This is a genomic window from Burkholderia semiarida (genome assembly GCF_029268935.1).
Taxonomy (GTDB): Bacteria; Pseudomonadota; Gammaproteobacteria; order Burkholderiales; family Burkholderiaceae; genus Burkholderia; species Burkholderia semiarida.
Window position 1 is genome coordinate 1,821,644 of the sequence record NZ_JAHLCL010000008.1, and the last position, 26,361, is coordinate 1,848,004.

A 26,361-nucleotide genomic window follows, 5' to 3' on the forward strand; every position below is an offset into this window, starting at 1 on the left:
CCGCCGCGCATCGCATGCTGAGTCGTCGTCTCCGGAAGATCGGCAGTCTGATCGGGATGCTCGCCATCCTGATGACGGCGCTCGCGCCGACGATCTCGCAGGCGCTGACCACGCAAGGGCGCGTCGACGCACTGCTGGCCGGCTACTGTTCGGCCGCGCCGGCCGCTGGTGACCGCTCCGCCGACGCGTCGACGAAAAATCTGCAGGCCCATCTCCAGGCATGCGGCTACTGCAGCCTGCTTGCCCATACGCCCGCGCTGCCCGCGCCCGAGTTGACGTTCGCGGCCCACGTGCACGCGATCGCGCATCGCGCGGCAACCCGCTTCGAAAGCCTGCGCCGCGCGCTGCCGCTCACGGCCGCGCAACCGCGCGCTCCGCCGTTCCCGTCCTGATCCGTCGTCATTGCGCGTGATGCCGCAGCGCATCGCGCAGCCCGCGCACGCCGCCTGCGTGCGCGACATGTCACGTTTCGAAGGACGATCATCATGTGTCACCCTGCTGCGCGCGGCGTCGTGCCGGGCGCATGGTTGGCCGTCTGTGGCCCGGATGGCCGCGCCTGCATTCGCGCGCATGCGAATGTCCGGCCGCGCACGTCCGTACCGACCGCCACCGGCCGCGATGCCGCGCGCGCAGCCGTCCGTCGAATCCGTCTGTTCCATCCGATTCGTCACTCGCTCATCCACCCATGAAAACCGCCACTTTCGCTCGCGGCGCACTCGCCGCGCTCGGCTTCGTCATCATCCACGCCGCCCATGCGCATGCGCTTCCGAAAACGCAGGACCCGGCCCCCAACGCCACGCTGTCGAGCGCGCCGCACGCGGTCACGATCGATTTTGGCGAGACGCTCGAGCCGGCGTTCAGCTCGATCGCCGTGACCGACAGCCACGGGCAGTCGGTCGTCGACGGGAAGTCGGCCGTCGATGGCGGCAACCGGAAGCGGATGCGCGTCGCGCTGACGAGCCTGAAGCCCGGCACCTACACCGTCGCGTGGATCGCGGTGGCCAGCGACGGCCATCGCACGCACGGCCGCTACGCATTCACGCTGAAGTAACGCATGTCACCCACGCGATGCGCGTCGGCGCTCGATGCCGGGCGCATTCGCATCGATGCCCTCGGCATCGCACCCGACAAGGAGAACACACGATGAAACACTCGATTCCGACCGGCCTGCTCGCGGCGCTGGCGCTGCACGCGTCCGCCACGTTCGCCGCGCCGGCCATCCAGGCCGACGCCTGCTGGATCCGCACGATGCCGGCGACGGTGCCGTCCTCCGGCTACTTCACGCTGAAGAACGACGGCGACGCACCCGCGACGCTGACCGGTATCGACACGCCCGCATACGGGATGGCGATGGTGCATGAAACGCGGACGAGCGGCAGCACCGCGAAGATGGTTCACGTCGACTCGGTGGTCGTACCCGCGCATGGCACGCTGACGTTCAAGCCGAAGAGCTATCACGTGATGCTGGAGGAGCCGCGCCAGGCCGTGGCGCCTGGCGCGAAGGTGCCGGTCCGGCTGCATTTCGCGGACGGCTCGACCGTGTCCGTGACCTGCGACGCGAAGGCGCCGACCTACGCCGGCCAGTAACGCCGCCGGCTCACGACAGAAGGAGATGCTGATGAAAAACCGCTTGCCGCTGGCCGACCTGATCGTCCGCTACCGCACGCCGCTGAATGTCGCGGTACTGATCGCCTGTGGGTCATGGGCCGCGTGGATCGCGTGGATGACGCGGCCGGCCGCGATCGACACGCCGCCGTCGATTCCCGCGTACTGCATGCGCGACGCGCGCTGACGCGCGGCGACCGCACGGTTCCGGCGGCGGCGCGCGCCATTATTGGCGTGGCACCATCGCTTCACCCCAACCGCCGGAACCGCCTCTCGGAGCGCCGCATGTCCATTCAGACCTGGATGTTGTTTGCCGCCGCCTATCTCGCCACGACGCTGTCGCCGGGGCCCAACGTGCTGCTCGTGATCCGCAACACGGTGCGCTACGGCGCGCACGGCACCGCCGCGACGATCGCCGGCAACCTCGTCGCGCAGGGCGTGGTCGTGCTGCTCGTCGCGCTCGGCGTCGGCGCGGTGCTGGCCGCGATGCCGCCGCTATTCGTCGCGATGAAGGTGATCGGCGCCGCGTACCTGATCTTCCTGGGTGTCCGGCAGTTGCGCGGCGACCGCCGCGCCAGCACATCGAGCAACGCCGCGGAGATCGCCGTGCCCGATCGCCGGAAGCTGTTCCGCGAAGCGCTGCTCGTGTCGGGCAGCAATCCGAAGACGATGATCTTCCTGTCCGCGTTCATGCCGCAGTTCATCGTGCACGACCGCCCGCTCGCGCTGCAGTTCGTCGTGATGTACGCGACGATCGCCTGCATGGTCGTGGTCGTTCACAGCGTCTATTCGGCCGGCGTGCGCCGCCTGCATCGCGGTGTCGGCATGAGCCGCGCGGTGCGCGCGCTCAAGCGCGCGAGCGGGCTGCTGTTCGTCGGGCTCGGCATCAAGCTGCTGACCGCGCGGCACGCGTAAGCCGGCGCCCTCCGTCAGCGCATCCGAGCGGCCAGCGCGGCCGTGATCTCGTCGAACGACGGCCGCGCATCGACGTCCTCGTTCACGCACGCCGCCGCCAGCGCGTCGAGCGCGCCGGTGCGCGATTCGCAGCGTTCGAGCAATTCGCCGAGCAGATAGCCGAACGCGCGCACTTCGAGCCGCTCGAACCTTGCGCCGCGCGTGCGCTCGTTCACGTCGTACAGCGAAGCCGCCCCGAAATCCCCGAGCAGCGCGCCGCCCGAGCCGTCGTGCAGGATGTTGTGCGCATACAGGTCGCCATGCATGATGCCGCGCGCGTGCAGATGGCCGGCCGCCGACGCGATGCCGTGCGCGATCCGCAGCGCTTGCGCCGGATCGAATGTCGCATCGGCGGCATAGACGTCACGCGTGCACGACGCGAAGCTCGGCGGCCCGGCGAGGTTCGTCAGCGCAGGATCGACCCGCTCCATCACGAGGCCGTGCGTGCCGTCCGGATGCCCGCGCACCTTGCCGATCACCGGAATCAGGTTCGGGTGGCGGCCGGCATGCAGGCACGCGGCCATTTCGCAATCGGGCAGGCCGTCGCTCGTCACCGCACCCTTGAACAGCTTCACCGCGACCGTCCGTGGCGGATGGCCGTCCGCACGCCATTGCGCGCGATAAATGACACCCGACGCGCCCTCGCCCAGTTCCTGTTCGCACGACAGCGCGGCCCAGTCGATCTCCGCGACGTCCGGCCCGGCGGACGCCGCGGCCTCCGGCGCCGCGCCGAACGGATTGCCGGCCACCGCAAGCCATGCGAGACGCGGCAGGCGCGGCAGCCACTCGGGCAACGCGTCGAGCCGGTTCGCCGACAGGCGCACCAGTTCCAGCGCGCGGCAGGCGGCCATTTCCACGGGTAGCGCACGCAACTGGTTGCCGGCCAGCATGAGCTTCTGCAAGCGCGCACAGTCGCCGATATCGGCCGGCAGTTCGTCGATCGCGTTGTCGGTCAGGATCAGCCAGCGCAGCGCACGCGGCAGCGCGCCGCGCGGCACGGTGCGGATCCGGTTCGCCTTGAAGCCGATCATGTCGAGCCGATCGCACGCGCCGAGCACGTCGGGGAACGCGGTGAAGCGGTTGCCCGACGCGAACAGGATGCGCAGCCGATGCAGCCGCGGCAGGTCGTCCGGCAGCGCGGACAGCGCATTGCCGGTCAGGTCGAGCACTTCGAGCGTATCGGCCAGATCGAAGATCTCGCGCGGAAATTCGGTCAGTCCGCACGCGAGCTTCAGTTGCCGCGCGCCCGACAGTTGTCCGGCCTGCAGTTGTTCGAGGGTGTGGGTCACGGGGAGAAAAACGGGTGGCGGTTGCGGGGACCCGTCGGGTCGATCGGATGAATTCTACCGGGATCGATCGGGCGCCCGTACACGACCTTGCCATACCCCCTTCACAAACGCGCGATGTGACGTTAGAATTGCGCCCCTTGCAGTGCCGACGTGGTGAAATTGGTAGACACGCTATCTTGAGGGGGTAGTGGCGAAAGCTGTGCGAGTTCGAGTCTCGCCGTCGGCACCAGATGCGTTTTCCTCGCATTCCCGCATTTCCGAAACCCGCGACAGCACACGGCTTCGCGGGTTTTTTGTTGCCCGCTACGCGAGCAGCAGAAAATTCCGCACCACCGCGGACGGCTCGTCGCACCGCGACGCAATGGCGAGCCTCGCGCGAAACCGGTTGCCCGCGAACGGCCGGTATACGACCCCGGGCACCTGCACCTGCGTAATCGCCTTCGGCACGACCGACACGCCGAGGCCAGCCGCCACCAGCGTCACCGCGGACGCGATCTGCGGCGCCGGTTGCCCCATGCGCGGCTCGAACCCGGCAGCCTTGCACGCCGCGACGATATCGTCGAACAGCGCGGCGCCGGCCGCGCGCGGCACCTGCACGAACGACTCGTCGGCGAGTTCCGCCAGTTCGACGCGCCGCCGCTGCGCCAGCCGGTGCGCGACGGGCAGCGCGACGAACATCGGCTCCTCGTCCCAATCGGATACCCGCAGCGTCGCGGCGACACGGCGCTCCGGCCGCACGATCGCGACGTCGAGGCGCCCGGCCTCCAGCGCCTCCAGCAGCACACCGGACGTCGCTTCCTGCAACGTCAGTTCCGCATCCGGAAACGCCTCGCGAAAGCGGCGAATCAGACCCGACACTTTCGGATTGAACGCGGCCGTCCCGGTGAAGCCGACGCGCAGATGGCCGGTTTCCCCGCGCGCGGCGCGCCGGGCCGCCCGTGCCGCGCGCTCGGCATCGTCGAGCACGCGCCGCGCCTCTTCCGCGAAAACTTCGCCCGCCAGCGTCAGCTCGGCGCCGCGCGCGGTGCGTTTGAACAGTTCCACGCCGAGCTCGTTTTCGAGCGCCTTGATCTGCTGGCTCAACGGCGGCTGGCCGATGCCGAGCGCTTCGGCGGCCTTCGTGAAATTCGACGCGGCCGCGACGGCCAGAAAGTAGCGCAGATGCCGGAGTTCCATGCGTGACGTGACCTCGCGATGAGTCGGGCTGGCCTGCCAGCCAGTGTTAAAACATATTGCTGCGGTTCGTTTCATATATTGGACATATATATGACCGTGCGCAAGAATTCGTGTATTCCGTCGCACATCGAGTGCCCTCATGTCCTCCGCTTCGATTTCCCGCTCCATGCCCGGCACGCAGAACACCACGCCCGATGCGCTGCCGGCCGGCGTATCCCCGCGCTCGGCCGCGTACAAGCGCATCGCGTTCGCGCTGTTCCTCGCCGGCTTTGCCACTTTCTCGCTGCTGTACTGCGTGCAGCCGCTGCTTCCCGCCTTTGCACGCGAGTTCAACGTCGGCGCGGCGTCGAGTTCGCTGTCGCTATCGCTGTCGACCGGAATGCTCGCGGTGTCGATCCTGTGCGCGGGCGCGCTGTCCGAACGGGTCGGGCGGCGCGGGCTGATGTTCGCGTCGATGACGCTGGCCGCGCTGTTCAACCTGCTCGCCGCGTGGTCGCCGAGCTGGCACCTGCTGCTGCTCTGTCGTGCGCTCGAAGGCTTCGCGCTCGGCGGCGTGCCGGCGGTGGCGATGGCCTATCTCGCGGAAGAAATCGCCGCCGACGGGCTCGGCCTGTCGATGGGGCTCTATGTCGGCGGCACCGCGTTCGGCGGCATGATCGGACGGATCGGGATGAGCGCGCTCGAGGAGCACTTCTCGTGGCGTACGGCGATGCTGTCGATCGGCGTCGTCGATCTGCTCGCGGCGCTCGCATTCGTGATGCTGCTGCCGGCGTCGCGACGCTTCGTGAAGCGCACCGACCTGACGCTGCGTCACCACCTGCGGCTGTGGCACGCGCAATTGCGCCACGCACGCCTGCCGTTCGTGTTCTCGATCGGCTTCCTCGTGATGGGCGCGTTCGTGACGATCTACAACTACGCCGGATTCCGGCTCATGGCCGCGCCGTTCAACCTGAGCCCGACCGCGTGCGGGCTGATCTTCGGCGCGTACCTGTTCGGCATGGTGTCGTCATCGAGCGCCGGCGCGCTCGCCGATCGCCTCGGGCGCGCGCCGGTGCTGGTGAGCGGCATCGTCGTGTTCGCGGCGGGCCTCGCGCTGACGCTGTCGCATTCGCTCGTCGCGATCGTCGTCGGCATCGTGCTCGTGACGATCGGCTTCTTCGTCGCCCATTCGGTGGCGAGCGGCTGGGTCGGCGCGCTCGCGGGCGCCGCGAAGGGGCATGCGGCTTCGCTGTATCTGCTCGCCTACTATGTCGGGTCGAGCGTGCTCGGCTCGGTCGGCGGCGCGTTCTGGCAACACGGCGCGTGGGCGGGTGTCGCCGCGTATGTCGCGGTGCTGCTCGTCATCGCATTGCTGGCGGCGCGGCGCTTGAGCCGCGCTTGAGCCACACGCGATGTGGCGCACTACGGCACGGTGCGCACCCCGCACCCCGCACCGTGCGCCGGCCGCGCAGCCGTCACGACACCAGCGCATCGTCCCCCTTCATCGCATACGCGGCCTCGCGCCGCCGCAGCTTCATCGCGATCAGCGCCGCCAGCACCGCCAGCGCGACGCCGGTGAGAAACCCGCCCGTATAACCGACCTTCGCGGTCAGCGACAGGATCGTCGACGACGCGATCAGCTCGCCGAGATCGCGCGTGCTCTGCACGGCCGTCACGTCGGTGCCGGCCTGATCGCTGCCGCCCGCGAAGCGCATGCCGGCCGTCATGATCGACACGGACGTGATGCCCGTCGCCAGCGAGCCGAGCACCGTGCAGAGCCATGCCCACGACGGCGACACCGGCAGCCACCCGCTCGCCTGCGCGAACCACAGCAGCGCCGCCGCGCCCGCGCAGCTCACGCCGGCCGTAAACGCGCGCCACAGGCCGAGCGCCCTGACGAGCCACGCGCCGCCGCCGCATCCGAGCACGACCGTCACGACACCGCCGGCCATCCCGAGTTTGCCGATCGCGTCGAGCGACCAGCCCGCGTCGTTGAGGAACAGCTTCGACAGGCCGAAGCCCGATACGGCCGTCATCGCCGACAGCAGCGCGAGCGACAGCAGCGACCACGAGCGCGGCCGCTTCGCGAAGCGCACGAGGCTCGCCGCGTGTTCGGGCCGGGCGCGGGCACGATCCGCGTCGCGCGGCAAGAGCCACAGCACGCAGACGAGGCTCGCGAGCGGGACGGCCGCCAGCGCGAGAAACGCGGTTGACTGGCCGAACAGGCCGATCAGCGTCAACGTGCCCGCGCCGCCGCCGAAGAAGCCGATCATCACGCCCGCGATCTGGATCGCGTTGATCCTCGCGAGCGCGTCGCCGCTGAAATGCTCGGCGGCCATGCCGTCGTTCGCGATGTCCTGCGTCGCGCTCGCGAACGACGCGACGGCCAGCAGCCCGACCGCCCAGCCCGCCGTCGCGACCGTCATCCCGATCTGCGCGAGGCTGACGAGACACAGCACGACGATCGTCTGCATCGGCAGCATCCAGCTGCGCCGGCGGCCGATGCGGGGCGACCAGCGGTTGTCGACGACCGGCGCCCACAGGAATTTCACGACCCACGGCAGGCCGACGAGCGGCAGGAACGCGAGTGCGTGAAGCGGCGCGCCGTCGTGGCGCAGCAGCGTCGGCATCGCGTCCATCGCGATGCCGATCGGGATGCCCTGTGACAGGTACAGCAGCGTGATCGTGATGACCAGGCGGCGATGTTCGAGCATATCGCGCATCGGAGTCTCCAGTTGCATGAGGTTAAAAAGGTTCGGCGCCGGCCGGCATGCGCGCCGGCTGCATCGCGTCGCGCCGCGGACGGCGCGCCGCCCGCAGCAGCAACGCGCCGAATGCGACGAGCGCCAGGTCGATCGGCCAGTACACGAGTCTGCCCACGCCCAGCAGCGCGAGCGCGCAATGGGTCGCGCCGGCGAGCGCGTAGGCGGCGCCGGCCGCACGCATCAGCACACGCAGCCATGCCGCGCGATCGGCGACACACGCGGCGAGCGCAATCGCGCCGCCCCACACGGCCCAGAACAGCAGCGCGAGCGCATGATCGACGTGCACGCCGTCGGGCAACGCACGGCCGGCGAACAGCAGCGCGCCGCCGGCGAGCACGAGCCCGCCGCACACACCGACCGCGGCGGCAGCCAGCACGTGCGCCGAGCGATCGCGCTGCGCGCGCCGCCGCTCGATCCACAGATGCAGCCCCGTCGCGCACAGCGCGCACGCGGCGAGCCCCATCAGGAAATGCAGCACGCGCAGCACTCCACCGGCCGCACCGACCCAGCCGTATTGCGCGAAATGCAGCGGCTGTACCGCGATGAACGCGCGCAGCCAGAAGCCGCGGCCGCGCGACGTCGCATCGGCGAGCCATTGCCCGTCCGTCGCGCGGTACAGGTGGCGCTCGAACACGGCCGTGCTCGGCAGGCCCGCGCGCGTGCCGGCGATCTCGACGCGCGCATTCGCATCGCCCCAGCGATGCAGCACGACGGCTTCGGGCCGGAAATCCGGCCGGCGCGCCGCGTCGCGCCGCAACAGCGCATCGAGATCGGGCGCATGCCGCCACGGGCCGCCGGCCTCGACGGGCGGCGGGCCGCCGAGCAGTTCCGCGAACGCACGCTGCGGCTGCCCCGGATACGCGATGCCCGCGAGCGACACCGTGCCGAGCGCGCCGAGCCCCGACAACGCGCCGGTGAACGCGAACAGCACGAGCCACGGCATTCCCCACAGGCCGATCCACGCGTGCAGGTCGAACAGCGCGACGCGCAAGCCGTTGCCGCGCCGGATGCGCGCCGCGTCGGGCCAGCGCTTGCGATGCACGACGACGCCCGCGACGATGAGCACGAGCAGCACGATGCCCCACAGGCTGACGAAGATGCGCCCGGGGAAACCGGCGAACAACGTCTTGTGCAGCGTGACGATCACGGTCGCCCGCCCCGTATCGGGCAGCGGCGCGCCGGTCGCCGGATCGAGCGCGAGCGTGCATGTCTGGCGCGCGTCGCAGAAGCGGATGGCCGGATCGTCCGGCCGCGGCAGCACGATGCGCGCGTCGCGCAACGCCACGCCGAGCGCCGCCGCGCGCGCGACGAGCGCATCGAGCGGCAGCGTCGGCCGTGCGACGGCGACCGATGGCGGCCGCCACCAGCCCTGCATCGAATCGAACGCGAGACTCCAGGTGCCGCTGAACAGCACGACGAACAGCACCACGCCGAACAGCGCGCCGGCGCCGCGATGCAGCGCGCGCCAGCGCGAACGCGACGACGCGTCCATGTCAGCGCCCTCCCCAGATCACCGCGCACGGCACGAGCACCGCGAGCCACGCACCCGCACGCCACGCGGCCTGCCGCCAGCCGGGAGCGACGAGCACCCACAGCAGCGCGGCGACGCTCGCCACGAGCGTCATCAACACGGCCGCATAGAGCCGGTTCAGGCCGTCGCCGGGGTAATGACGGGCCAGCGTCACCGCGAGCGCGGCCGCACCCGGCAGCACGCCGCCGATCGCGATCGCCGCCCGCGCGCCCCAGCCGGACGCCATCAGAATTGGCCGCGCACGGTCAGCATCACGTTGCGCGGTTCCCCGTAACGGTTGTTCCAGCCCGGCTGGCTCAGGCTCAGGTAGTAGTTCCGGTCGAACAGGTTGTTGACGTTGAGCGCGGCGCTCCAGTGCTTGTCGTAGCGGTAGCCGAGCCGCACGCTCGCGAGCGCGTAGCCGCCCTGGCGCATCGTGACGCCGTTCGCCTGCGCCGAATAACTGCTCTGCACCTGCACGCCGCCGCCGATGCTCCAGCGCCGCTCCTGCCAAGGCAGGTCGTAGTTGGTCCACAGCCGGAACAGGTGGCGCGGGTTCAGCAGCGGCGCGAACGTGCCCGCGTTCGCGAGGTTGTCCGCATAACGCATCGTGTCGTACGTGTAGCTCGCCCATACGCTCCACCACGGCGTGATGCGGCCGTTCGCCTCGAATTCGAAGCCCTGGCTGCGCACGCTGCCGCCGTTCACGTAATAGCAGCTCGGCCCCGCGCACGGATGCGCGAGATCGACCTGCGGGTTGTTGTCGAGATCGATGCGGAACGCCGCGAGCGACACGTCGAGCTTGCCGCCCGCCAGTTCGCCCTTCACGCCGGTTTCATAGGTGCGCCCCTTCACCGGCGTCAGGATGCCGCCGCCCCACATCGACTTGGTCTGCGGCTGAAACACCTCCGCATAGCTCGCGTACCACGACCAGTCGCGCGCGAAATCCCAGATCAGCCCGCCGTACGGCGTGAACTGGTGGCCGGTGTTGTAGTGCGCGCCGAGACTGTCCTGGTTCCACCAGCTCATCCGGCCGCCGAGCACGAGCGTCACCGGTTCCGCGAGCTTGATGCGGCCGAGCCCGTAGACGCCCTTCTGCGAAATGTCGTTCTGCTGCGACTGCTGGTACGGCCCGATGCCGGGCTCGGGCACGCTGCTCGGGTTCCAGCGGTACACGTTCACCGGCGTGCCGGCCACGTTGCCGAGCAGCGGCGCCGTCATCTGCCCGCTGCTGCTGTTCGCATACGTGATGCCGAACAGCAGGTCGTGCGTGAGCCCGAACGCATGCACGGGGCCCTGCACGTTCGCATCGACGCTGCGGCTGTAGCTGCTGAACCGGTACGCGGCGCCGGTCAGCCGGCCGCCGGCGCCCGTCGCCGGATCGATCGCCCCGAACGAACCCGCGTACTTCAGGTCCGAGCGCACGCTCTGGTATTCGCCGCTGACCTTCGCCTTCCAGCCGGCGCCGAGCTTCTGTTCGACCGACGCGAACGCGCGCGTCGTGTCCCAGTTGAAGCGGCCCCACGCGGTGTCGAGGAACGTCGAGCGCGACAGGCCGAGGCTCGACCCGTCGCGCGCCATCGGCACGCCGGACATGTCGGGCACCGACGACGTCGTCTGGTACTGCGCGCCGAACGTGAGCAGCGTGTCGCGCGTCACGTCGACTTCGGTGACGCCGTAGATCGAACGCGTGTCCTGCTTCGCGTGGTCGTAGAAGAAGTGGCGATCCTCGTACGCGGCGACGAGCCGGCTGCGCACGGTGCCGGCCGCATTGAGCGGGCCGCCGATGTCGGCTTCCGCGCGATAGCGGTCCCAACTGCCGACGCTCGCGGTCGCATGCGCGGAGAACTGGTATTGCGGACGCTTGCGCACGAGGTTGACGGTCGCGGCCGGATTGCCCGAGCCGTGCAGCAGCCCGTTCGCGCCGCGCAGGATTTCCACGCGCTCGTACACCGAGATGTCCTGCGGCGCGCTCGCCATGTCGCCGATCACGACCGGCACGCCGTCGAATTCGAACGAATCGACCTTGAAGCCGCGAACGAAGTACGCGGTGGTGAGCAGCACGTAAGGCTGAACGGTCACGCCGGCCGACTGCTGCATCACCTCGTCGAGCGAGAACAGGTTCTGCTGGTCGATCCGCTCGCGCGTGGTCACACTGACCGACTGCGGAATCTCGCGCAGCGCGAGCGGCATCTTGCCGACTGTCGCCACCGACGGATCGTCGGCCACGCCCCGCGACGCGTTCACCGCAATCGCCTTCAGCTCGCCCGCAGCGGGCGGCGCGGCGCCCGCCTCCTCCTTGCGAACTTCCGCGCCGCCCGCCGGCGCCGCATCGGCGAACGCGGCCGCCGGGTGCGCGGCGATCAGCAGGCCGAGATACAGCGACGGACGCCAGCGCCCGAAACGGGCGACACGCGCGCCCTTCATCATCGATCTCCCAGGTTCCCGTACCTCGTACCGCATTCACGCCCCCGTATTTGATAATCATTCTCATTATCAATTAGAACCGGCAGGCGATTTTTCGATCGAGGGGCTTTTCCTATCGATTCCGGGCACGGCGGCCCGCATTGTTCACGTCACTGTTCGGATTCGGCCGGACGGGTTTCCTCGCCCCGGCCGGCGGGCGGCGCCCCGTCGGGCGGCTGGCCGGCGCGGGCGAACGTCGCGTACCACGCATCGGTCTCGATCAGTTGCGCATGCGTGCCGGTCGCCCGGATGCGGCCCGCGTCGAGCACGACGATCGTGTCGGCGGCCGCCGCGAGCGCCGGCTGGTGCGTGACGACGATGCGCGTGCGCTGCCCGCGCAGCGCGACGAGACTGTCGCGCACGCGCCGCGCGCTCAGTTCGTCGAGGCTCGCGGTCGGCTCGTCGAACATCAGCACCGGCGCCCGCGCGAGCAGCGCCCGCGCGAGGCACGCCCGCTGGCGCTGCCCGCCCGACAGCAACTGGCCGCCCGGCCCCACGTCGGTGTCGAGGCCGTCCGGCAGGCGCTCGGCGTCGCGCAGCAGGCCGACCGCGTCCAGCGCGGCGCGCAGCTGAGCATCGGTCGCATCCGGCCGCCCCATCCGCACGTTCCACGCGAGGCTGCCGCGAAACAGCCCGTTGTCCTGGAATACGAGGTTGCGCGTCGCGGCGAGCGTCGCCTCGCTCAGGTGCCGCACGTCCGAACGGCCGAGCAGCACGCGCCCGGCGCACGGATCGTCGAGCCGCGCGAGCAGGCCGAGCAGCGTGCTCTTGCCCGCGCCCGTGGGGCCGACAATCGCAACGAAGCCGCCCGCCGGACAATGCAGGTCGATCCCGTCGAGCAGCGTCGCGCCGCCGACCGACCGATAGCCGACACGCACCGCATCGACGCTCGCATCGTGTACCGGCGTGCCGCGCTCGGGGCTGTCGAAACGCGGTGCATGCAGCACCGCGAGCACGGTGTCGAGCGCGCGCCAGCCGCCGCGCAATGCCTGGTCGAGCTGCGTGAGCTGCGCGAGCGGCTCGATGAAGCGCACGAGCAGCACGAGCACCGCCACGGCCGTCGCCGCGTCGAGCCGGCCGGCCGCGACGGCCCACGCGCCGCCGACCAGCATCGCGACGAACACGCCCTGCACCGCGCCCGCGAAGCCGAGTTCGATCGGCAGCGAGCGCCGCATCAGCGCGCGCGTGCGGCGATGCCGTTCGTCGAGCGCGCGCTGCAGCGCCGCGCGCGCGTCGCCGTCCCGGCCCGCGAAGCGCAGCAATCCCTGATGCGCGGCGAAGATCTGAAGCTGCACGGCCATGTCGCGATCGCCGGCGGCGCGCGCCTGTTCGAACGCGAGCGTGCGGGCGCCGCCACGCTCCAGCAGCGCGAACAGCAGCCCGGCCGCCGCCCCGAGGCACAGCGCGATGCGCCAGTCGATCCACGCGAGCCCCGCGACCACCGCGAGCGGCGTGACGACCGCGCCGATCAACGGCCCGAGCAGATGCGCGGGAATCGCCATCGCCTGCATCACCGGCCCACGCAATAACCCGGCCGGATGACTGTCGCGCACGGTCTGCCACGACGCGACGCGCGGCAGGTGCTGCACGAGGCGTTCGACGAGGCCGACGGCCAGCGCGCCGCCCGCGCGATAGCCGCGAAGCTGCGCGACGTACAGCACGAGCGCATGGCACAGCGTCAGCGCGCCGAGCACGGCCGTCCAGTGCAGCGCGGCCGCCTGCGCGCCGGCAAACCACGCGCGGATCAGCGGCACGAGCAGCAGCCCGCACGCGCCGTCGAGCAACGCGGCGGCCAGCGCCCAGCCCACGCCGCGCCACAGCGCGCGGCGCGTGTCGCGCGGCAGGCACTGCAAACGTTCGAGCGACTGCATCATCGTGCGGCCTCCCCGCCTGCGGCGCCGCGTTCGCGCCAGAGCCGCGCATACAGCCCGTGCGCGGCGAGCAGCGCCGCATGCGTACCGCGTTCGACGATGCGGCCGCGTTCCATCACGAGAATCTGGTCCGCGTGCCGGATCGCATCGAGATCGTGGCTGACGATCACGCGCGTGCGCGTGTCGGCGCGCAGCGCGTTGCGCAACGCGCGCCCGGTTTGCGGATCGAGCGCCGACGCCGGTTCGTCGAGCAGCAGCAACGGCGCGCGCGACAGCAGCGCACGCGCGATCGACAGCCGCTGCAGTTCGCCGCCGGACAGGCGCACGTCGCGCCCGCACACGCAGTCGTAGCCGCCCGGCAATGCGTCGATGCGCGCGTCGAGACAGGCCGCGCGCGCGGCGGCGCGAATCGCGTCGCGATCGGCATCGGGCCGGTACAGCGCGATGTTCGCGGCAATCGACACATCGTCGAGCGCCGTCGCTTGCTGGAACACCATCGCAACCTGTTCGCGACGCGTCTGCGATGTGAGCCGCCGCAGATCGGCGCCGCCGAGCCGCACCGTGCCGCGATCCGGATCCATGAAGCGCGCGAGCAGCATCAGCAGCGTGCTCTTGCCCGCGCCCGACGGCCCGACGATCGCCGTGGTCGTGCCGGCCGCGATCGTCGCATCGATGTCGCGCAGGATCGGCTCGCCGTCGATGTCGACCTGCACGCCGCGCAGTTCGATCGACGCATCGCGCGGCACCTGCGCCGCGCTGTCGGCGGGTTCCTGCAGGCCCGGCTGCGCGAGCAACGCGTCGAGCCGCGCGGCGGCCGCGCGCGCCTCGCGCAACGCATCGGCGCCATGACCGAGCGCGCGCACCGGCGCCGCGATGGCCCAGACCAGCAGCGCGAACGCGCACAGCGTGCCGACCGGCAACTGCCCGGCCGTCAGCCACGTCGCGCCGAACACGACCCACGCAAGCAGGAACGGCGTGCCGAGCAGCACCTGCGTGCAGGCGCCGAGCCCGCCGATGCGGCCGACCCACGCCGAGAACGCGTGCGAGAAATGCCCGGCCGACGCCAGCGCGGCCGCCTCGATGCCGGCGCCCGGATACTGCCGCACGAGCGCCGGATTCTGCGCGAGCTGCGCGTAGTCGCCCATCAATCGTTCGAGCGCCGCGTTGCGCGCCGCGAAGGCCGGCGCGAATCGCGCCGAGCGCATCCAGCGGAACAGCGCCGCACCGGCGGCGAGCGGCGCGAGCGCGAACGCGAGCAGCACGGGATTCAGGTAAAGCAGGCACGCGAGCGCCGCGCACGGCACGACGACGAGCTGCGTGAGATCGGCCGGCGCATGCGCGACGAGCTGATGCAGCGCGCGCACGTCCTGATCGACGTGGCGCGCGACGCGGTCGCTGCCCGCGCGCGCGAACCAGCCCAGCGGCAAACGTTGCAGATGATCGGCGAGGCGCTTGCGCAGGCGGTCGCCGAGATCGGCGTCGACGCGGTGCGTCAGGTGCAGCGCGACCGTCTGGCCGCCCAGCCAGCACGCGCCGGCCGCCACGGCGGCGACGAGCCAGCCGCGCGCGGCCACATCGAGCTGCGGTGCGACGCGCCATGCGTCGGCGAGCTGCGCGAGCGCGAGCCACGGCACGAGCGACGCGATGCCGGCCAGCGCCTGCAACGCCACCGCGGCGACGAGCGGCGCCGCGAACGGCCGCAACATCGAAAGCAGCGGCCCGTTCATGCGGCCCGCTCCAGCAGCATGCCGAGCGTCGCGGCGCGCGCATCGCCCGGCGGCTGCTCCGGAAAACCGAGTTGCGCGGTCAACTGCTGCCAGACGCGCGCCACGTCGATGCCGCGCTGGTTGCACGCATGCAGCCCGTCGCCGGACACGAGCCGATCGACCGCACGCACGGCGGCCTGCGGCCAGCTTCGCGCGTGAATCTCGCCCCACGTATCCTGCGCGTCGTCGCAGATCTGGATGCTGGGCATGGTGTCGCCGGCCAGCTCGCCGAAGATCGGAAAGAGGCCGTCCTCGTCGGTCGCCGGCTCGCGCAGCGCGGGCGCCCACCACAGCGGGCCGTGCGGCGACGCGAGCGTCCAGGTGCCGGCGTCGGTCGTCAGCGTGATGCTGAACAACAGGCTCATCCGGCCGTCGTCGGCCGCTGCCATTTCGTTGTGCACGCGCAGCGACACCGGCGTTTCGGCGAGCACCATCGCGCATTCGCGCATCGACGACAGCGCCGGCCCGATCGGTTCGACCGACCACGGCCCGACACCCTGCAACGCGGCCGCGAGCACGTCGAGCGCCGCGTAGCTCGCCTGCACCGAGCACGCCACATCCGCATGCACGGGCGCGCTCGTCTCGCGCAGCCGTCGCGCGACCGCGATGAAGCGCGCGACGACCGGCAGGTTCGGATAGAAGCTGTTGAGCAGGCAGCGGCGGCCCTGGCGCGACGCGGTGCGCAGCACGCCGTCCCATTCGTCGGGCAGCAGCGGATGCTCGATCACGACGTCGATCCCGCGTTCGAGCAGCCGGCACGCGAGCGCGGCGCCTTGCTCGCCGCGCGCCGCGCCGCCGACGGCGACGCAGGCGACGCGCACGTCGTCGGGCAACGCTTCGACGCGGTCGAACACCGGCGCGCCGACGCGCGCGGCCAACGCCGCGGTGCGCGCGCTGCCCCGCCCGAGAATGCCGGCGACGCGATACGAACCGGACGCCGCGAGGCCCGCCGCATAGAACTGGCCGAAACGGGAGCCGGCCACGACGACCGGCAGCGGATGGACCTTCATCGTGCCTCCTTCAGGTGCGTGTCGACGAACGCGGCGTTCAGGCAGTCGAAATGACCGCCGGGAATATCGACGGCGGTGATGCCGCCGAGCGCCTGCGCCGTCCAGTAATCGGTGAGCGCCGCGCGCTGCTGCGGGATCAGCGGGTTGCAGCGCTCCGGCACGAACAGCCGCAGCGCGCCCGCATACGGCGCGTCGCCGGCCCAGTGGCACGCCTGCACCGAATGCATGAAGAGCCGGTAAAGCCGTTCGCGCTCGTCGAGCAGCGGATGCGCGAGTTCGTCCTGCATCGACAGGCCGGCCGCCGCGCGCAGCACGCGGCGACGCAGCGCATCGACCGGCTCGCAGCAATCGCCGAAGATCTCGAGCTGCGCCTGCAGGCTGCCGGGCGCGAGCCGCGCGGGGTCGGCCTTCAACGCGTCGGCGAGCGCGTCGGCCAGCACGTACGTTTCCGGGAAGCCGAGCGCATCGAGCGGCAGCCCGAGCGTCGCCGCGAAGTTGAACAGCACGAGCCGTTCGTCCTCGACCAGATACGGAATCCGGTAGCTCGACACGATGTCGAGCGTGCGCACCGCGACGCCGAGCTGCACCAGCGACTTCGCCATTTCGAGCGCGACCAGCCCGCCCGAGCAATAGCCGAGCACGTCGACCTCGCGCACGCCGCTGCGCCACAGCGCCTCCGCGTAGCGCCGGCCCAGCGTCGCGTTCAGGTGGCGCACCGGCAGGTCGAGGTAGTCCTGCGCGTCGCGCACCGCGAAGCCGAGCACCGGGCCGAGCCGCGCGAGCGCGGGAAGCACCGGACGATACGCATGCACGGTGCCGAGCCCTTCGTGCACGATCACGCGCGGCACGCCGTCGCCGGGCGCGAGCGGAATCGGGCGCACCGCCGCGCGCACGCGCGGCGCCGGCGCATGGACGACCACCGATGCAGGCGGCGTGCGCGGGGTTGCAGGCGCGGCCGGCGGCATCGCGCTCGCCGGCTGCGCGCTCGCATCGCGCAGGCATTGCGCGAACGCGGCCGGCGTCGGCTGCACGAGCACCCAGCGCAGCAGCCGGTCGAACGGATGCGCATGCGCGAGCGGTTCCTCGCCGCGCAGCCGCGACACGAGCTGCGCGATCAGCAGCGAATCGCCGCCCGCGGCGAAGAAGTCCTGATCCGGCGAGACGTTGCACGTATCGAGCACGGTTTCCCACAGGCCGATCAGCCGCGCCAACAGCGGATCGGCCGCCTGTGTGGGCGCCGGTCGGGCCACGGCCGGCGCCGGTTCTCGGATGTCGGCGATGCCGGCCAGCGTGCGGCGGTCGATCTTGCCGTTCGCGGTCACCGGCAAACGTTCGAGCACGCGCAGTTGCGACGGCACCATGTAGCCCGGCACGCGCTCGGCCACGAACGCCAGCAGCGTATCCGGCGCGAGGCGCGCCGCGCCGCGCTTCACATGCGCCAGCAGGATGTCGTAGCCGAGCGCGGCGAGCGGCGTGCCGGGCGCGACGCAACCGAGCGCGCGATCGCCCGCTTCGGCCTGCAGCCATTCGAGCCACTGCGCGTGCGGCACGAACAACCGCGCCGATGCGGCCCGCGCGTCGTCCGGCGTCTCCATCATCAGCGCCTGGCTGATGCTGATTTCCGGATGCTCGGCCGTCAGCTCCTGGATCACCCACCACGCGTCAGGCGCCGACAGCGCGCGCAAGCCGGCGATCAGCGCGACCGTGTCGCGCGCATTGTTCAGCGCGCCGGAGCTGATCGTCAGGTCGACCGAATGCGGCGCGATGCCCTGCGCATCGCATCGCGCGTTCATGTCGAAGCGCACGAAGCGCATCCACGGATACGCGGCGAAACGCTCGCGCGCGGCCGCGAGGAAGTAGCTCGACACGTCGCTGAACAGGTAATCGATGCGCGTGCCGGCTTCGACGAGCGGCGCGAGCGCATCGACGATCGCCCGCGTCGCGGCGGCCGTGCCCGCGCCGATTTCGAGGATGCGCCACGCGCGCCGAGGCTCGCGCGCGACGACCGCCCGCACGGCCTGCGCCATCCCGCGATGCAGCGCGCGGGCGTGCTCGCCGTCGCTGTACATCGCTTCGGCGATATGCGCGGCGCCTTCCGGGAACATCAGGCCGGCCGGCGATACGCTGCCGTCGATCTGCGCATCGAGGCATCCCGCGCTGGTGCGGAAATAATCGACGAGAACGGCCGGCCACAGATCGGGCGATGCGTGCTGCGCGAATGCATCCCAGCATGCGAGCGCGTCGACGACGCCGGCATCGGGCCGCATGCGCCAGCCGTCTTCGCCGTCCGCGTCCAGCACGCCGTGCGCGACCAGCATCGCGAGCCAGTGCCGCAGCAGATGCCGTCGCGCCGCCGGCACACGCAGCCGCTCGCACAGCGTCGCGAAGCCGGTCGAGCCGTCGGCCGTCAGGCCGCCGGCCGGCACGATCCACGCGGCGAGCGACGCCACGCACGCCGTTTCGAGTTGCGCGACCGAGCGCGACACGTCCGCTTGCGCGGGCCAGCGCGCCGTGTCGAATGCCGCACGCACATGCGTCGCGATCTCGTGCAGCGCGTCGTCCTGCGCCGACGGTGGCGCTTCCGCGCCGTGCAGCGACACGAAGCTCGCGAGCCGGCGCTCCGCGCCGTCGCCGAGCACGATCGTCGCGGCCGCGCCGACGAGCGGATGCGCGGTCAGCGCCGCGTCGATCTCGGCCAGCTCGATCCGGTAGCCGCGGATCTTCACCTGATCGTCCTGCCGGCCGAGGAATTCGAGCGCGCCGTCGGCCCGCACGCGCCCGAGGTCGCCGGTGCGGTAAAGCCGGCGCCCGTCCGGATGACGGATGAACCGTTCGGCCGTGCGCACGGGATCGTTCGCATAGCCCGTCGCGAGCCCGACGCCGCCAATGTGGATCTCCCCGCGCACGCCGGGCGGGCACAGCCGGCCAAGTGCGTCGAGCACTTCCATCGTCTGCCCGGTCAGCGCGCGGCCGTACGGAATGCTCGCGAGCTGCGTATCCTCCGGACGGATCGGATGCTCGATCGACCAGATCGACGCCTCGGTCGCGCCGCCGAGGCTGAACAGCGCGCTGTCGGGCCAGCGGCGCCACCAGCGGGCCGGCAGCGTCACCGGAATCCAGTCGCCCGACCACAGCACGCGGCGCGGGCCCGGCACGTCGAGCGCCGGCTCGCCTTCGAGGTAGTCGATCAGCATCTGTCCCTGGGCGGGCACCGAGTTCCACAGCGTCACGCGGTGGCGCGCCATCAACTCGGCCCAGTGCGACGGATCGTTGCCGCGCGCCGGGTCGGGCAGCACGACGCACGCCCCGCGCGCGGTCGCGCCGAAAAAGTCGTACACGGACAAGTCGAAGCTCAGTTCGGCCAGGCCCAGCACCACGTCGCCCGCGCCGACCGCATGCCGCGCGTTGATGTCGGCGAGCGTGTTGCACACCGCCGCGTGGCTCAGCATCACGCCCTTCGGCTCGCCGGTGGAGCCCGACGTGTAGATCACGTAGGCCAACGCATCGGGGGCGACGTCGCGCACGGCGCGCGGCGGCCATTGCGGATCGATCGGCAACGCATCGATATCGATGCGCACGCAACCATCGTGTTCGAACGCGAGCGCCTGCACGCTGACGACCGCGCGCACCCGCGCATTGCGCAGGATCGCCTGCTGCCGCAGCGCCGGCTGGCGGCTGTCGACCGGGACGTACGCGGCGCCCGCCTGGACGATCGCGAGCACGGCCGCGAGCTGGTGCGCGCACTTCGGCATCAGCACCGCGACGGTATCGCCCACGCCGACGCCGGCCCGTTCGAGCGCGCCGCGCAGCGCCGCCGCATGTTGCGCGACCTCGCGGTACGTGCGTGCGCCCCGCGCATCGATCACGACCGGCGCATCCGGCGTGCGCAGCGCCTGCGCGGCGAACCCGGCCGCGAGATGCGTATCGGCGTCCGGATGCACGTCGGCGACGGGCGCGGCGGACGGCAATACGATGTCGCCCGCGCGCGACCACCATTCGGCATCGTCGGCCAGCCGGCCCAGCAGCGCGACATACGCATCGAACATCGCGGACGGCATGCCGTGCGGAAACAGGTCGTCACGCACGTCCCAGCCGATTTCCAGCCCGCCGAACTGGTCGGTCACCTGGCAGTCGAGCCACACCTGCGGCGTCTGGCTGATCATGTAGCGCGGCGGTTCGGCGCGCGCCGCGTGCTCGCCGAGCAGGCGCCCGACGCTGCCGATTCCGCTCGTGAACACCACCGGCATCAGCGCCGCATCCTTGCCGCGCCGCCGCGCGAGTTCGCGCATCACGTCGACGCCGGTGAACGCGCGATGGTCGAGATCGTCGAACATCCGCGCGCCGATCGCGCGGGCACGCTCGACGAAATCGCGCCCGTGCGTCGCATCGACGGCGAGCAGGCTCAATGCGGTGAAATCGCCGAGCACCGCATCGATGCGCGGATGCACGGGCGGACGGTTCAGCACCGTCAGGTTCAGGCAGAACGCCGGCGCCTGGCTCCAGCGGCCGACGACCTCGGCGAACGCGGCCAGCGCGACGCTCGCCGCGCTCAGCCCGAAACGGCTCGCATGGCCGCTCAGCGCGGCCCATTGCGCGCGATCGAGCCGCGCATGCCGATGCGTGAAGCGCGGCCGCCCGTCGGCGCGCAGCGCGGGCACGATCGGCAGATCGGGACGTGCGGGCAGATCGTCGAGCCGGGCAAGCCACCACGCCTTGTCGCGTGCATGGTCGGCACGCGTCGCGGCCTGCGCTTCATGCATCACATAGTCGCGGAACGTCGCGTCGAGCGGCGCCGGTTGCCATTGCGGATCGTCGTAACGACGCCGCCATTCGGCGAGCAGCAATTGCAGGCTCGCGTAGTCGATCAGCGTGAAATCCACGGACAGGTGCAGCACCGCGCCGTCCGGCCCGACGCTCACTTCCGGCTGCAGCACCGGCCAGCGGTCGAGCGCGTGCACCGCATGGTCGAGGCGCTCGCGCACGCGGTTCAGGTGGGCGTCGAATGCGTTCGCGTCGGCGTCGCGCAGGTCGTGCACGGTGAGCGGCTGCCACGGCACGTCGGGCAGCACGCGCTGCCATGCGTTGTCCTCGACGATCGCGCGCAGCATCGGATGGTGGGCGACGCACGCATTCCACGCGGCTTCGAAACGCACGCAGTCGAGATCCTTCGGTTCGTCGTATTCGACGTACAGATGGCAGGCGCTGCCGCCGAAGTCGAACGATTCGTGCCGGCCGAGCACGTACGCGGCCTGTACCGGCGTCAGCGCGAACCGTTCGTACTGGCGCGCCGGATCGCTGCGCCACGCGCCGCCCTGAAGGAAACGGACGAACGCATCGCGTTCGGCCTTGATGCGCGCGGCGAGATCCGCGTCGAGCGCGCCGGCCGGCGCGCGATAGCGCAACTGGCCGCCGTCGTCGCACCACAGTTCGATCTGCCGTTCGCGGCAGAGATCGAGCACGTCGTCGAAGCTCACAGCACGCCCTCCTCGATCGTCGCGAACGATGCGTCGCCATCGGCAGGCGCCGCAGGCGTCAGTGCGTCGAGCTGCGCCGCGAGACCGGCGAGCGTCGGCTGCCGGTAGAACGCGGCCATCCCGATCCGCACGCCGAGCCGCTCGCGCAGTTGCGCGAGCAGCCGTGTCGCGAGCAGGCTGTCGCCGCCGAGCGAGAAGAACGTCGCGTCACGCGCGTTCGCCGCGCGGCCGAGCGCCTGCTCCCAGCAGGCGAGCAATGTCGCGTGCCGTTCGTCGGCCGGCACGAACGCGTCGTGCGCGGCCGGCGCGTCGCCGAGCGCGCGCGCGAGCGCGTCCCCCACCGCCCGGCGATCGATCTTGCCGTTCGCGTTCAGCGGCCAGCGCGACGCCCACCACAGCGCATCGGGGCGCATCGCGTCGGGCAACCGGTCGCGCAGCCAGTCGGCCAGCGCCGCCTGCGCGGTCGGCTCGCCGGTCCGGCGCGCATCGATGCACGCGAACGCCGCCGAGCGCCAGCTCCGCGCATCGACCGCAAAGCCGCATGCGTGCGCGGCCGCCGCGAGCGCGTCGTGGGCGAACGGCCGCGGCGGCGACGCATCGCCCACGACGCCCGCGACGAGTTCGCGCAGCGGCGAATCGCGCAGCACGTCGGCGAGCAGCAGGCGGCCGTCCCGCGCGAGCAGCGCGGCCGCGATCCGGAACGTGTCGCGCGGATCGTCGCGCAGGTGCGCCGCCGCGAAACTGATCACGCAATCGAATGCGCCGAGATGACGGGCGGGCAGCAAGCCGTCCTGCATCGTCTGCAACGCGGGCAGCGTTCGCGTGAAGCGCGCCCGGGCGTCGTGCAGCAGGCCGGGCGACACGTCGAACAGCGTCACGTCGAAACGCGGATCGTCGAGCACGCCGAGCCCCGCATCGAGCGCCTGGCCCGCGCGCGCATCGAGCACCGCGACGCGCAATGCCCCGGCGTGTGCCGCGGCCTGCGCGTCCAGCGCGGCGGCGAACGCGCGCAACGCGCGGGCGCCGTCCGGCAAACGCGTCGCGAACGCGAGCGGCGCCACGCACGGGTCCAGCGGCACGCGCTGCGCGGCGGTATCCGGATCGGCGGCGAGCGCGCGCAGCGCGGCCGTCAGCTCGTCGAGATCGGTTGCCTGCCAGTCGAGCCGATCGAGCGCCGCGTCGATGGCCATCGATGCGTCGCCGTTTGCGTGCCAGTGCGCACGCAGCGACGACGGCAGGCCCGCGCCCTCATCGAGCAGCCGGCCGGCGACGGCACGCGCGACGGCCGCTTCCGCCGGCATCGTGTCGGCCATGCCGGCCTCGACGAGCGATGACGGCGCCGTGTCCGCTGCCGCGCGATCGGCCGGCACGAACGCCGCGACGATGCGCGCGGCCTCGCCGTGGACGACGCTCGCGCACGCGCCGTCGATCAGCGGATGCACGGCCAACGCCGCCTCGATCTCGCCGAGTTCGATCCGGTGCCCGCGCACCTTCACCTGCCGATCCTCGCGCCCGAGAAATTCGAGCGTCCCGTCCGGCCAGTAGCGGCCGCGATCGCCGGTGCGATACCAGCGGCCCGACGCGTGTTGCACGAAACGCTGCGCGGTCAGCTCGGGATCGTTCCGGTAGCCGCGCGCGAGACTGTCGCCGCCGATCAGCAATTCGCCCGGCACGTAATCGGGCGCATCGCGCCCGTCGCCATCGACGACGCGATACGCCTGCCCCGGCAATGGCCGGCCGTACGGAATCGAACGCCAGTGCGGCGGCACGTCGTGCACCGTCTGCACGTTGGACCAGATGCCGGCCTCGGTCGCGCCGCCGAGCGCGTGGAACGCACAGGCATCGCCGCAGCGCTCGCGCAGCCGCGCCGGCAGGTCGAGCGCGATCCAGTCGCCGGACAGCAGCGCCGCGCGCACGCTGCGGCACGCGTCGCTCGCCGCCGGCACGGCCAGCGCCATTTCCAGCAGCGCGGGCGCCGAGTTCCACAGCGTCACGCGGTGCTGCGCGATCAGCTCGATCCAGCGCGCCGCATCGCGCGCTTCGTCCTGCGTCGGCAGCACGAGTTCGGCGCCCACCCCGAGCGCGCCGAACAGATCGTACACCGACAGATCGAAATCGAGCGCCGATACCGCGAGCAGCCGGTCGTCCGCGCTCACGCCGAGCAGCGCGTCGATCGCATCGATCGTGTTGATCGCCGCCGCGTGCGTCATCTCGACGCCCTTCGGCACGCCGGTCGAACCGGACGTGTAGATCACGTAGGCCGTCGCCTGCGGCGCGACCGCGAGCGGCGCGGCCAGCGGCGCATGCCGCAGCAACGCGGCGATGCCGACATGCGGCAGCGGCCCGTCCGCGCATGCGATGTCGCCGATCGCCATTTTCACGCCTGCCGCGCGCTCGATCAGCGCCTTGCGCGCGACCGGCTGCGCGACGTCGAGCGGCACGTAGCACGCGCCGGCCGCCAGCACGCCGAACACGGCCGCGACCTGCGCGGGCCCGCGCGGCAGGCTGATCTCGACGGCATCGCCGTGCCCGATTCCGGCCGCCCGCAACCCGCCCGCGACCGCGAGCGCCTGCGCGGCCAGTTCGCCGCGCGTCACCGCGCGGTCGCCGCAACGCAGGGCCACGGCGGCCGGCTCGCGCGCGGCCAGCGCGAAGAAATCGTGATGCAGCGTGCGCGCGCGGCCGCAGGCCGGCAACGCGTTGAGCGTATCGCGCACGCGCCGCTGCGCGGACGGCAGCTCGACCGCGATCGGCCACCGCCAGTCGCGATCGCACAGCGCCTGCACGAACGCGACATACGCGCCGAACATCGCGTCGATCATCCCGTCCGGGAACAGGCCGTCGACGCTGTCCCACGCGAGCAGCGCGCCGCCCCGCACGCGATAGAGCTGATGGTCGAGCCATACCTGCGGCGTCTGCGAAATCATGTCGTGCAGATCGCCGAATACCTGCGCGAACGCGTCGGGCACGAACGATTCGTCGCCGAGGTTGCACGAGAACACCACGGGCGCCGCGCGCGGCATGCCCTGCCGACGCGCATCGCGCAGCACGTCGAGCGCCGGATACGCGGCATGCGCGATCGCTCCGTGCAGCCGCTGCTGGAACGCGCGCACCGTATCGGCCGCGCTCGCATCGGCGCGCACGTCGCATTCGACGAGCAACAGCGTCGTGAAATCGGCGATCACGCGGCCCAGGTCGGGCGCATCGCCGTGCCGGTCGAACAGCGGCACGTTCAGCAGGAATGCCTGCCGGCCGCTCCAGCGCGCGAGCACGGCCGCGAACGCCGCGCCGAACACCGACGACAGCGTGACGCCGTGCTGCGCGGCGCGCGCCTGCAGGCGCGCGAGCTCGTCCCTGCTCAGCGTATGCGCGACGCGGCTGAAACGCGGCGCGCGGATCGTTTCCGGCGCACGGGCGAGCGGCAGCGCGGGCCCTTCCGGCAACGTCGCGAGCCGCGCCTGCCACGCGTCGCGCGCCGCGGCGCGTGCATCGCGCGTTTCGGCCGCGCGACGCGCGAGCCAGGCCGGGAACCACGTCGACGGCGCGGCGGGCAGCGCCGACGGCTCGGCATACGCGACGCCGATCTCCTGCATCAGCAGCCGCACGCTGTCGACGTCGGCCGCGAGCAGATCGACACTGAGCCACACGCGATCCTCGCCGCCGGGCATCTGCACGAGTCCCATCATGAACACTTGCGCGTGCTCGACGTCGAGGCATTCGTGCGACCGGAACGCACGCAGCGACACCCATTCGGCCTGCGCATCGGCCGCCGTCCGGTCGCGCCAGTCCGCATGCGCGAACACCGGCGCATTCGACTCGGCGAGGATCTGCTGGCGGCCGCCGTCGAAACGCGCGCGCAGCATCGGATGACGCTCGCGCACGCGCCGGCATGCGATGTCGAGACGAACGGGATCGATCGCGCGGCTGCGGAATTCGAGAAACGCGTGACAGCTCACGTTGCCGAGCACTTCGCCGTCGCCGCGGCCGAGCCAGTACGCCTGCTGCACCGCGGACAACTCGAACGGCGCGTGCACGTCGACCGCTTCGGCAGCGACGACGGCCTCCGCCCGAGCGGCTCGAGCGGCCCGAGCGGCCCGAGCGACAGGCGGCGCACTCGTGAGCAACGCGGCCCACGCGCCGAGCGTCGGCGTGCGCGCGAGCGCATCGAACGTCAGCGCATGGCCGAGCCGGTTCAAGCGCGTCTGCAGATACATCAGCCGGATCGAATCGAGGCCGCAGCTCAGCAGGTCCTCGTCGTCGTCGAGCGACGCGATTTCATCGACGGATTCGTCGAGCAGCTCGGCGATCAGCTCGACGAGCCGCGCGCGAAAATCAGTAGGAGAACAACAGGAAGGATCGGAATGGTCGGTCGTGGAATCGACAACGGTCTGGCTCATGGGCACGCCTTGTATGGGTCGTTCGGCGGCGGCTCCGCGCGGCGGCGGCCACCTGTGAATGAGAATCTATCTCATTAACACCCATGCGCCCGGTCGATT

17 protein-coding genes and 1 tRNA gene are annotated in these 26,361 nt (G+C 71.4%); 7 read left to right on the plus strand and 11 right to left on the minus strand.

The window, feature by feature from the left end; genetic code table 11:
• Positions 1 to 14: 14 nt before the first annotated feature.
• The 5 genes from KPB06_RS31330 to KPB06_RS31350 all read left to right on the plus strand — a co-directional run bounded on the left by KPB06_RS31330 (position 15) and on the right by KPB06_RS31350 (position 2,520).
• Entirely contained in the window at positions 15 to 392 is a 378-nt protein-coding gene (locus tag KPB06_RS31330) for a DUF2946 domain-containing protein (RefSeq protein WP_059584501.1), read from the plus strand.
• 293 nt (positions 393 to 685) lie between these two features.
• Complete coding sequence (locus tag KPB06_RS31335; RefSeq protein ID WP_059584499.1) at positions 686 to 1,051, plus strand: copper resistance CopC family protein; 366 nt, start codon at positions 686 to 688, stop codon at positions 1,049 to 1,051.
• A gap of 92 nt (positions 1,052 to 1,143) precedes the next feature.
• The gene (locus KPB06_RS31340) at positions 1,144 to 1,587 is read left to right on the plus strand and encodes a copper chaperone PCu(A)C (protein WP_059584498.1); all 444 of its coding nucleotides are present in this window, start codon (positions 1,144 to 1,146) and stop codon (positions 1,585 to 1,587) included.
• A gap of 31 nt (positions 1,588 to 1,618) precedes the next feature.
• Positions 1,619 to 1,792, plus strand: a complete 174-nt coding sequence (locus tag KPB06_RS31345) for a hypothetical protein (RefSeq protein WP_164725533.1) — start codon at positions 1,619 to 1,621, stop codon at positions 1,790 to 1,792.
• Positions 1,793 to 1,890: 98 nt separating this feature from the next.
• Positions 1,891 to 2,520, plus strand: coding sequence for a LysE family translocator (locus tag KPB06_RS31350; protein ID WP_059584495.1), 630 nt, complete (start codon positions 1,891 to 1,893; stop codon positions 2,518 to 2,520).
• 14 nt (positions 2,521 to 2,534) lie between these two features.
• On the opposite strand, the gene KPB06_RS31355 is transcribed toward KPB06_RS31350, so the two are convergent.
• Positions 2,535 to 3,848 carry a leucine-rich repeat-containing protein kinase family protein gene (locus KPB06_RS31355; protein ID WP_059584494.1) on the minus strand — a complete coding sequence of 438 codons (1,314 nt, stop codon included), beginning with the start codon at positions 3,846 to 3,848 and terminating at the stop codon, positions 2,535 to 2,537.
• A gap of 144 nt (positions 3,849 to 3,992) precedes the next feature.
• Between KPB06_RS31355 and KPB06_RS31360 the strand changes: the two genes are divergently transcribed.
• A tRNA-Leu gene (locus KPB06_RS31360) sits at positions 3,993 to 4,077 on the plus strand.
• A gap of 74 nt (positions 4,078 to 4,151) precedes the next feature.
• On the opposite strand, the gene KPB06_RS31365 is transcribed toward KPB06_RS31360, so the two are convergent.
• Positions 4,152 to 5,024 (minus strand): LysR family transcriptional regulator, encoded by an 873-nt coding sequence (locus KPB06_RS31365; RefSeq protein WP_089465715.1) that lies wholly within the window; start codon positions 5,022 to 5,024, stop codon positions 4,152 to 4,154.
• A 139-nt stretch (positions 5,025 to 5,163) separates the two neighbouring features.
• Here KPB06_RS31365 and KPB06_RS31370 point away from each other — a divergent pair, with 139 nt between their 5' ends.
• Positions 5,164 to 6,405, plus strand: a complete 1,242-nt coding sequence (locus KPB06_RS31370) for an MFS transporter (protein WP_060011878.1) — start codon at positions 5,164 to 5,166, stop codon at positions 6,403 to 6,405.
• A gap of 73 nt (positions 6,406 to 6,478) precedes the next feature.
• Here the strand turns inward: KPB06_RS31370 and KPB06_RS31375 are convergent, their stop codons facing one another.
• From KPB06_RS31375 to KPB06_RS31415, 9 genes are all read right to left on the minus strand, one after another.
• Positions 6,479 to 7,726, minus strand: coding sequence for a RhtX/FptX family siderophore transporter (locus KPB06_RS31375; RefSeq protein WP_060011880.1), 1,248 nt, complete (start codon positions 7,724 to 7,726; stop codon positions 6,479 to 6,481).
• A 22-nt stretch (positions 7,727 to 7,748) separates the two neighbouring features.
• Positions 7,749 to 9,260 (minus strand): PepSY-associated TM helix domain-containing protein, encoded by a 1,512-nt coding sequence (locus tag KPB06_RS31380; protein WP_089465716.1) that lies wholly within the window; start codon positions 9,258 to 9,260, stop codon positions 7,749 to 7,751.
• Position 9,261: 1 nt separating this feature from the next.
• The gene (locus KPB06_RS31385; RefSeq protein WP_059640820.1) at positions 9,262 to 9,525 is read right to left on the minus strand and encodes a hypothetical protein; all 264 of its coding nucleotides are present in this window, start codon (positions 9,523 to 9,525) and stop codon (positions 9,262 to 9,264) included.
• Positions 9,525 to 11,708: a TonB-dependent siderophore receptor gene (locus tag KPB06_RS31390; protein ID WP_218828261.1), complete on the minus strand. Its 2,184-nt coding sequence runs from the start codon at positions 11,706 to 11,708 to the stop codon at positions 9,525 to 9,527. The genes KPB06_RS31385 and KPB06_RS31390 overlap by 1 nt, the downstream gene beginning before the upstream one ends.
• A 146-nt stretch (positions 11,709 to 11,854) precedes the next feature.
• Positions 11,855 to 13,618 carry an ABC transporter ATP-binding protein gene (locus KPB06_RS31395; protein ID WP_059584483.1) on the minus strand — a complete coding sequence of 588 codons (1,764 nt, stop codon included), beginning with the start codon at positions 13,616 to 13,618 and terminating at the stop codon, positions 11,855 to 11,857.
• A complete protein-coding gene (locus KPB06_RS31400; protein ID WP_059584480.1) occupies positions 13,615 to 15,342 on the minus strand; it encodes an ATP-binding cassette domain-containing protein in 1,728 nt (575 codons plus the stop codon). Before KPB06_RS31400 ends, KPB06_RS31395 begins: the two co-directional genes overlap by 4 nt.
• Entirely contained in the window at positions 15,339 to 16,391 is a 1,053-nt protein-coding gene (locus tag KPB06_RS31405; protein ID WP_059584479.1) for a Gfo/Idh/MocA family oxidoreductase, read from the minus strand. Before KPB06_RS31405 ends, KPB06_RS31400 begins: the two co-directional genes overlap by 4 nt.
• Entirely contained in the window at positions 16,388 to 21,865 is a 5,478-nt protein-coding gene (locus KPB06_RS31410) for a non-ribosomal peptide synthetase (protein WP_059584477.1), read from the minus strand. Before KPB06_RS31410 ends, KPB06_RS31405 begins: the two co-directional genes overlap by 4 nt.
• Positions 21,862 to 26,262, minus strand: coding sequence for a non-ribosomal peptide synthetase (locus KPB06_RS31415; RefSeq protein WP_059584476.1), 4,401 nt, complete (start codon positions 26,260 to 26,262; stop codon positions 21,862 to 21,864). The genes KPB06_RS31410 and KPB06_RS31415 overlap by 4 nt, the downstream gene beginning before the upstream one ends.
• Positions 26,263 to 26,361: the final 99 nt, after the last annotated feature.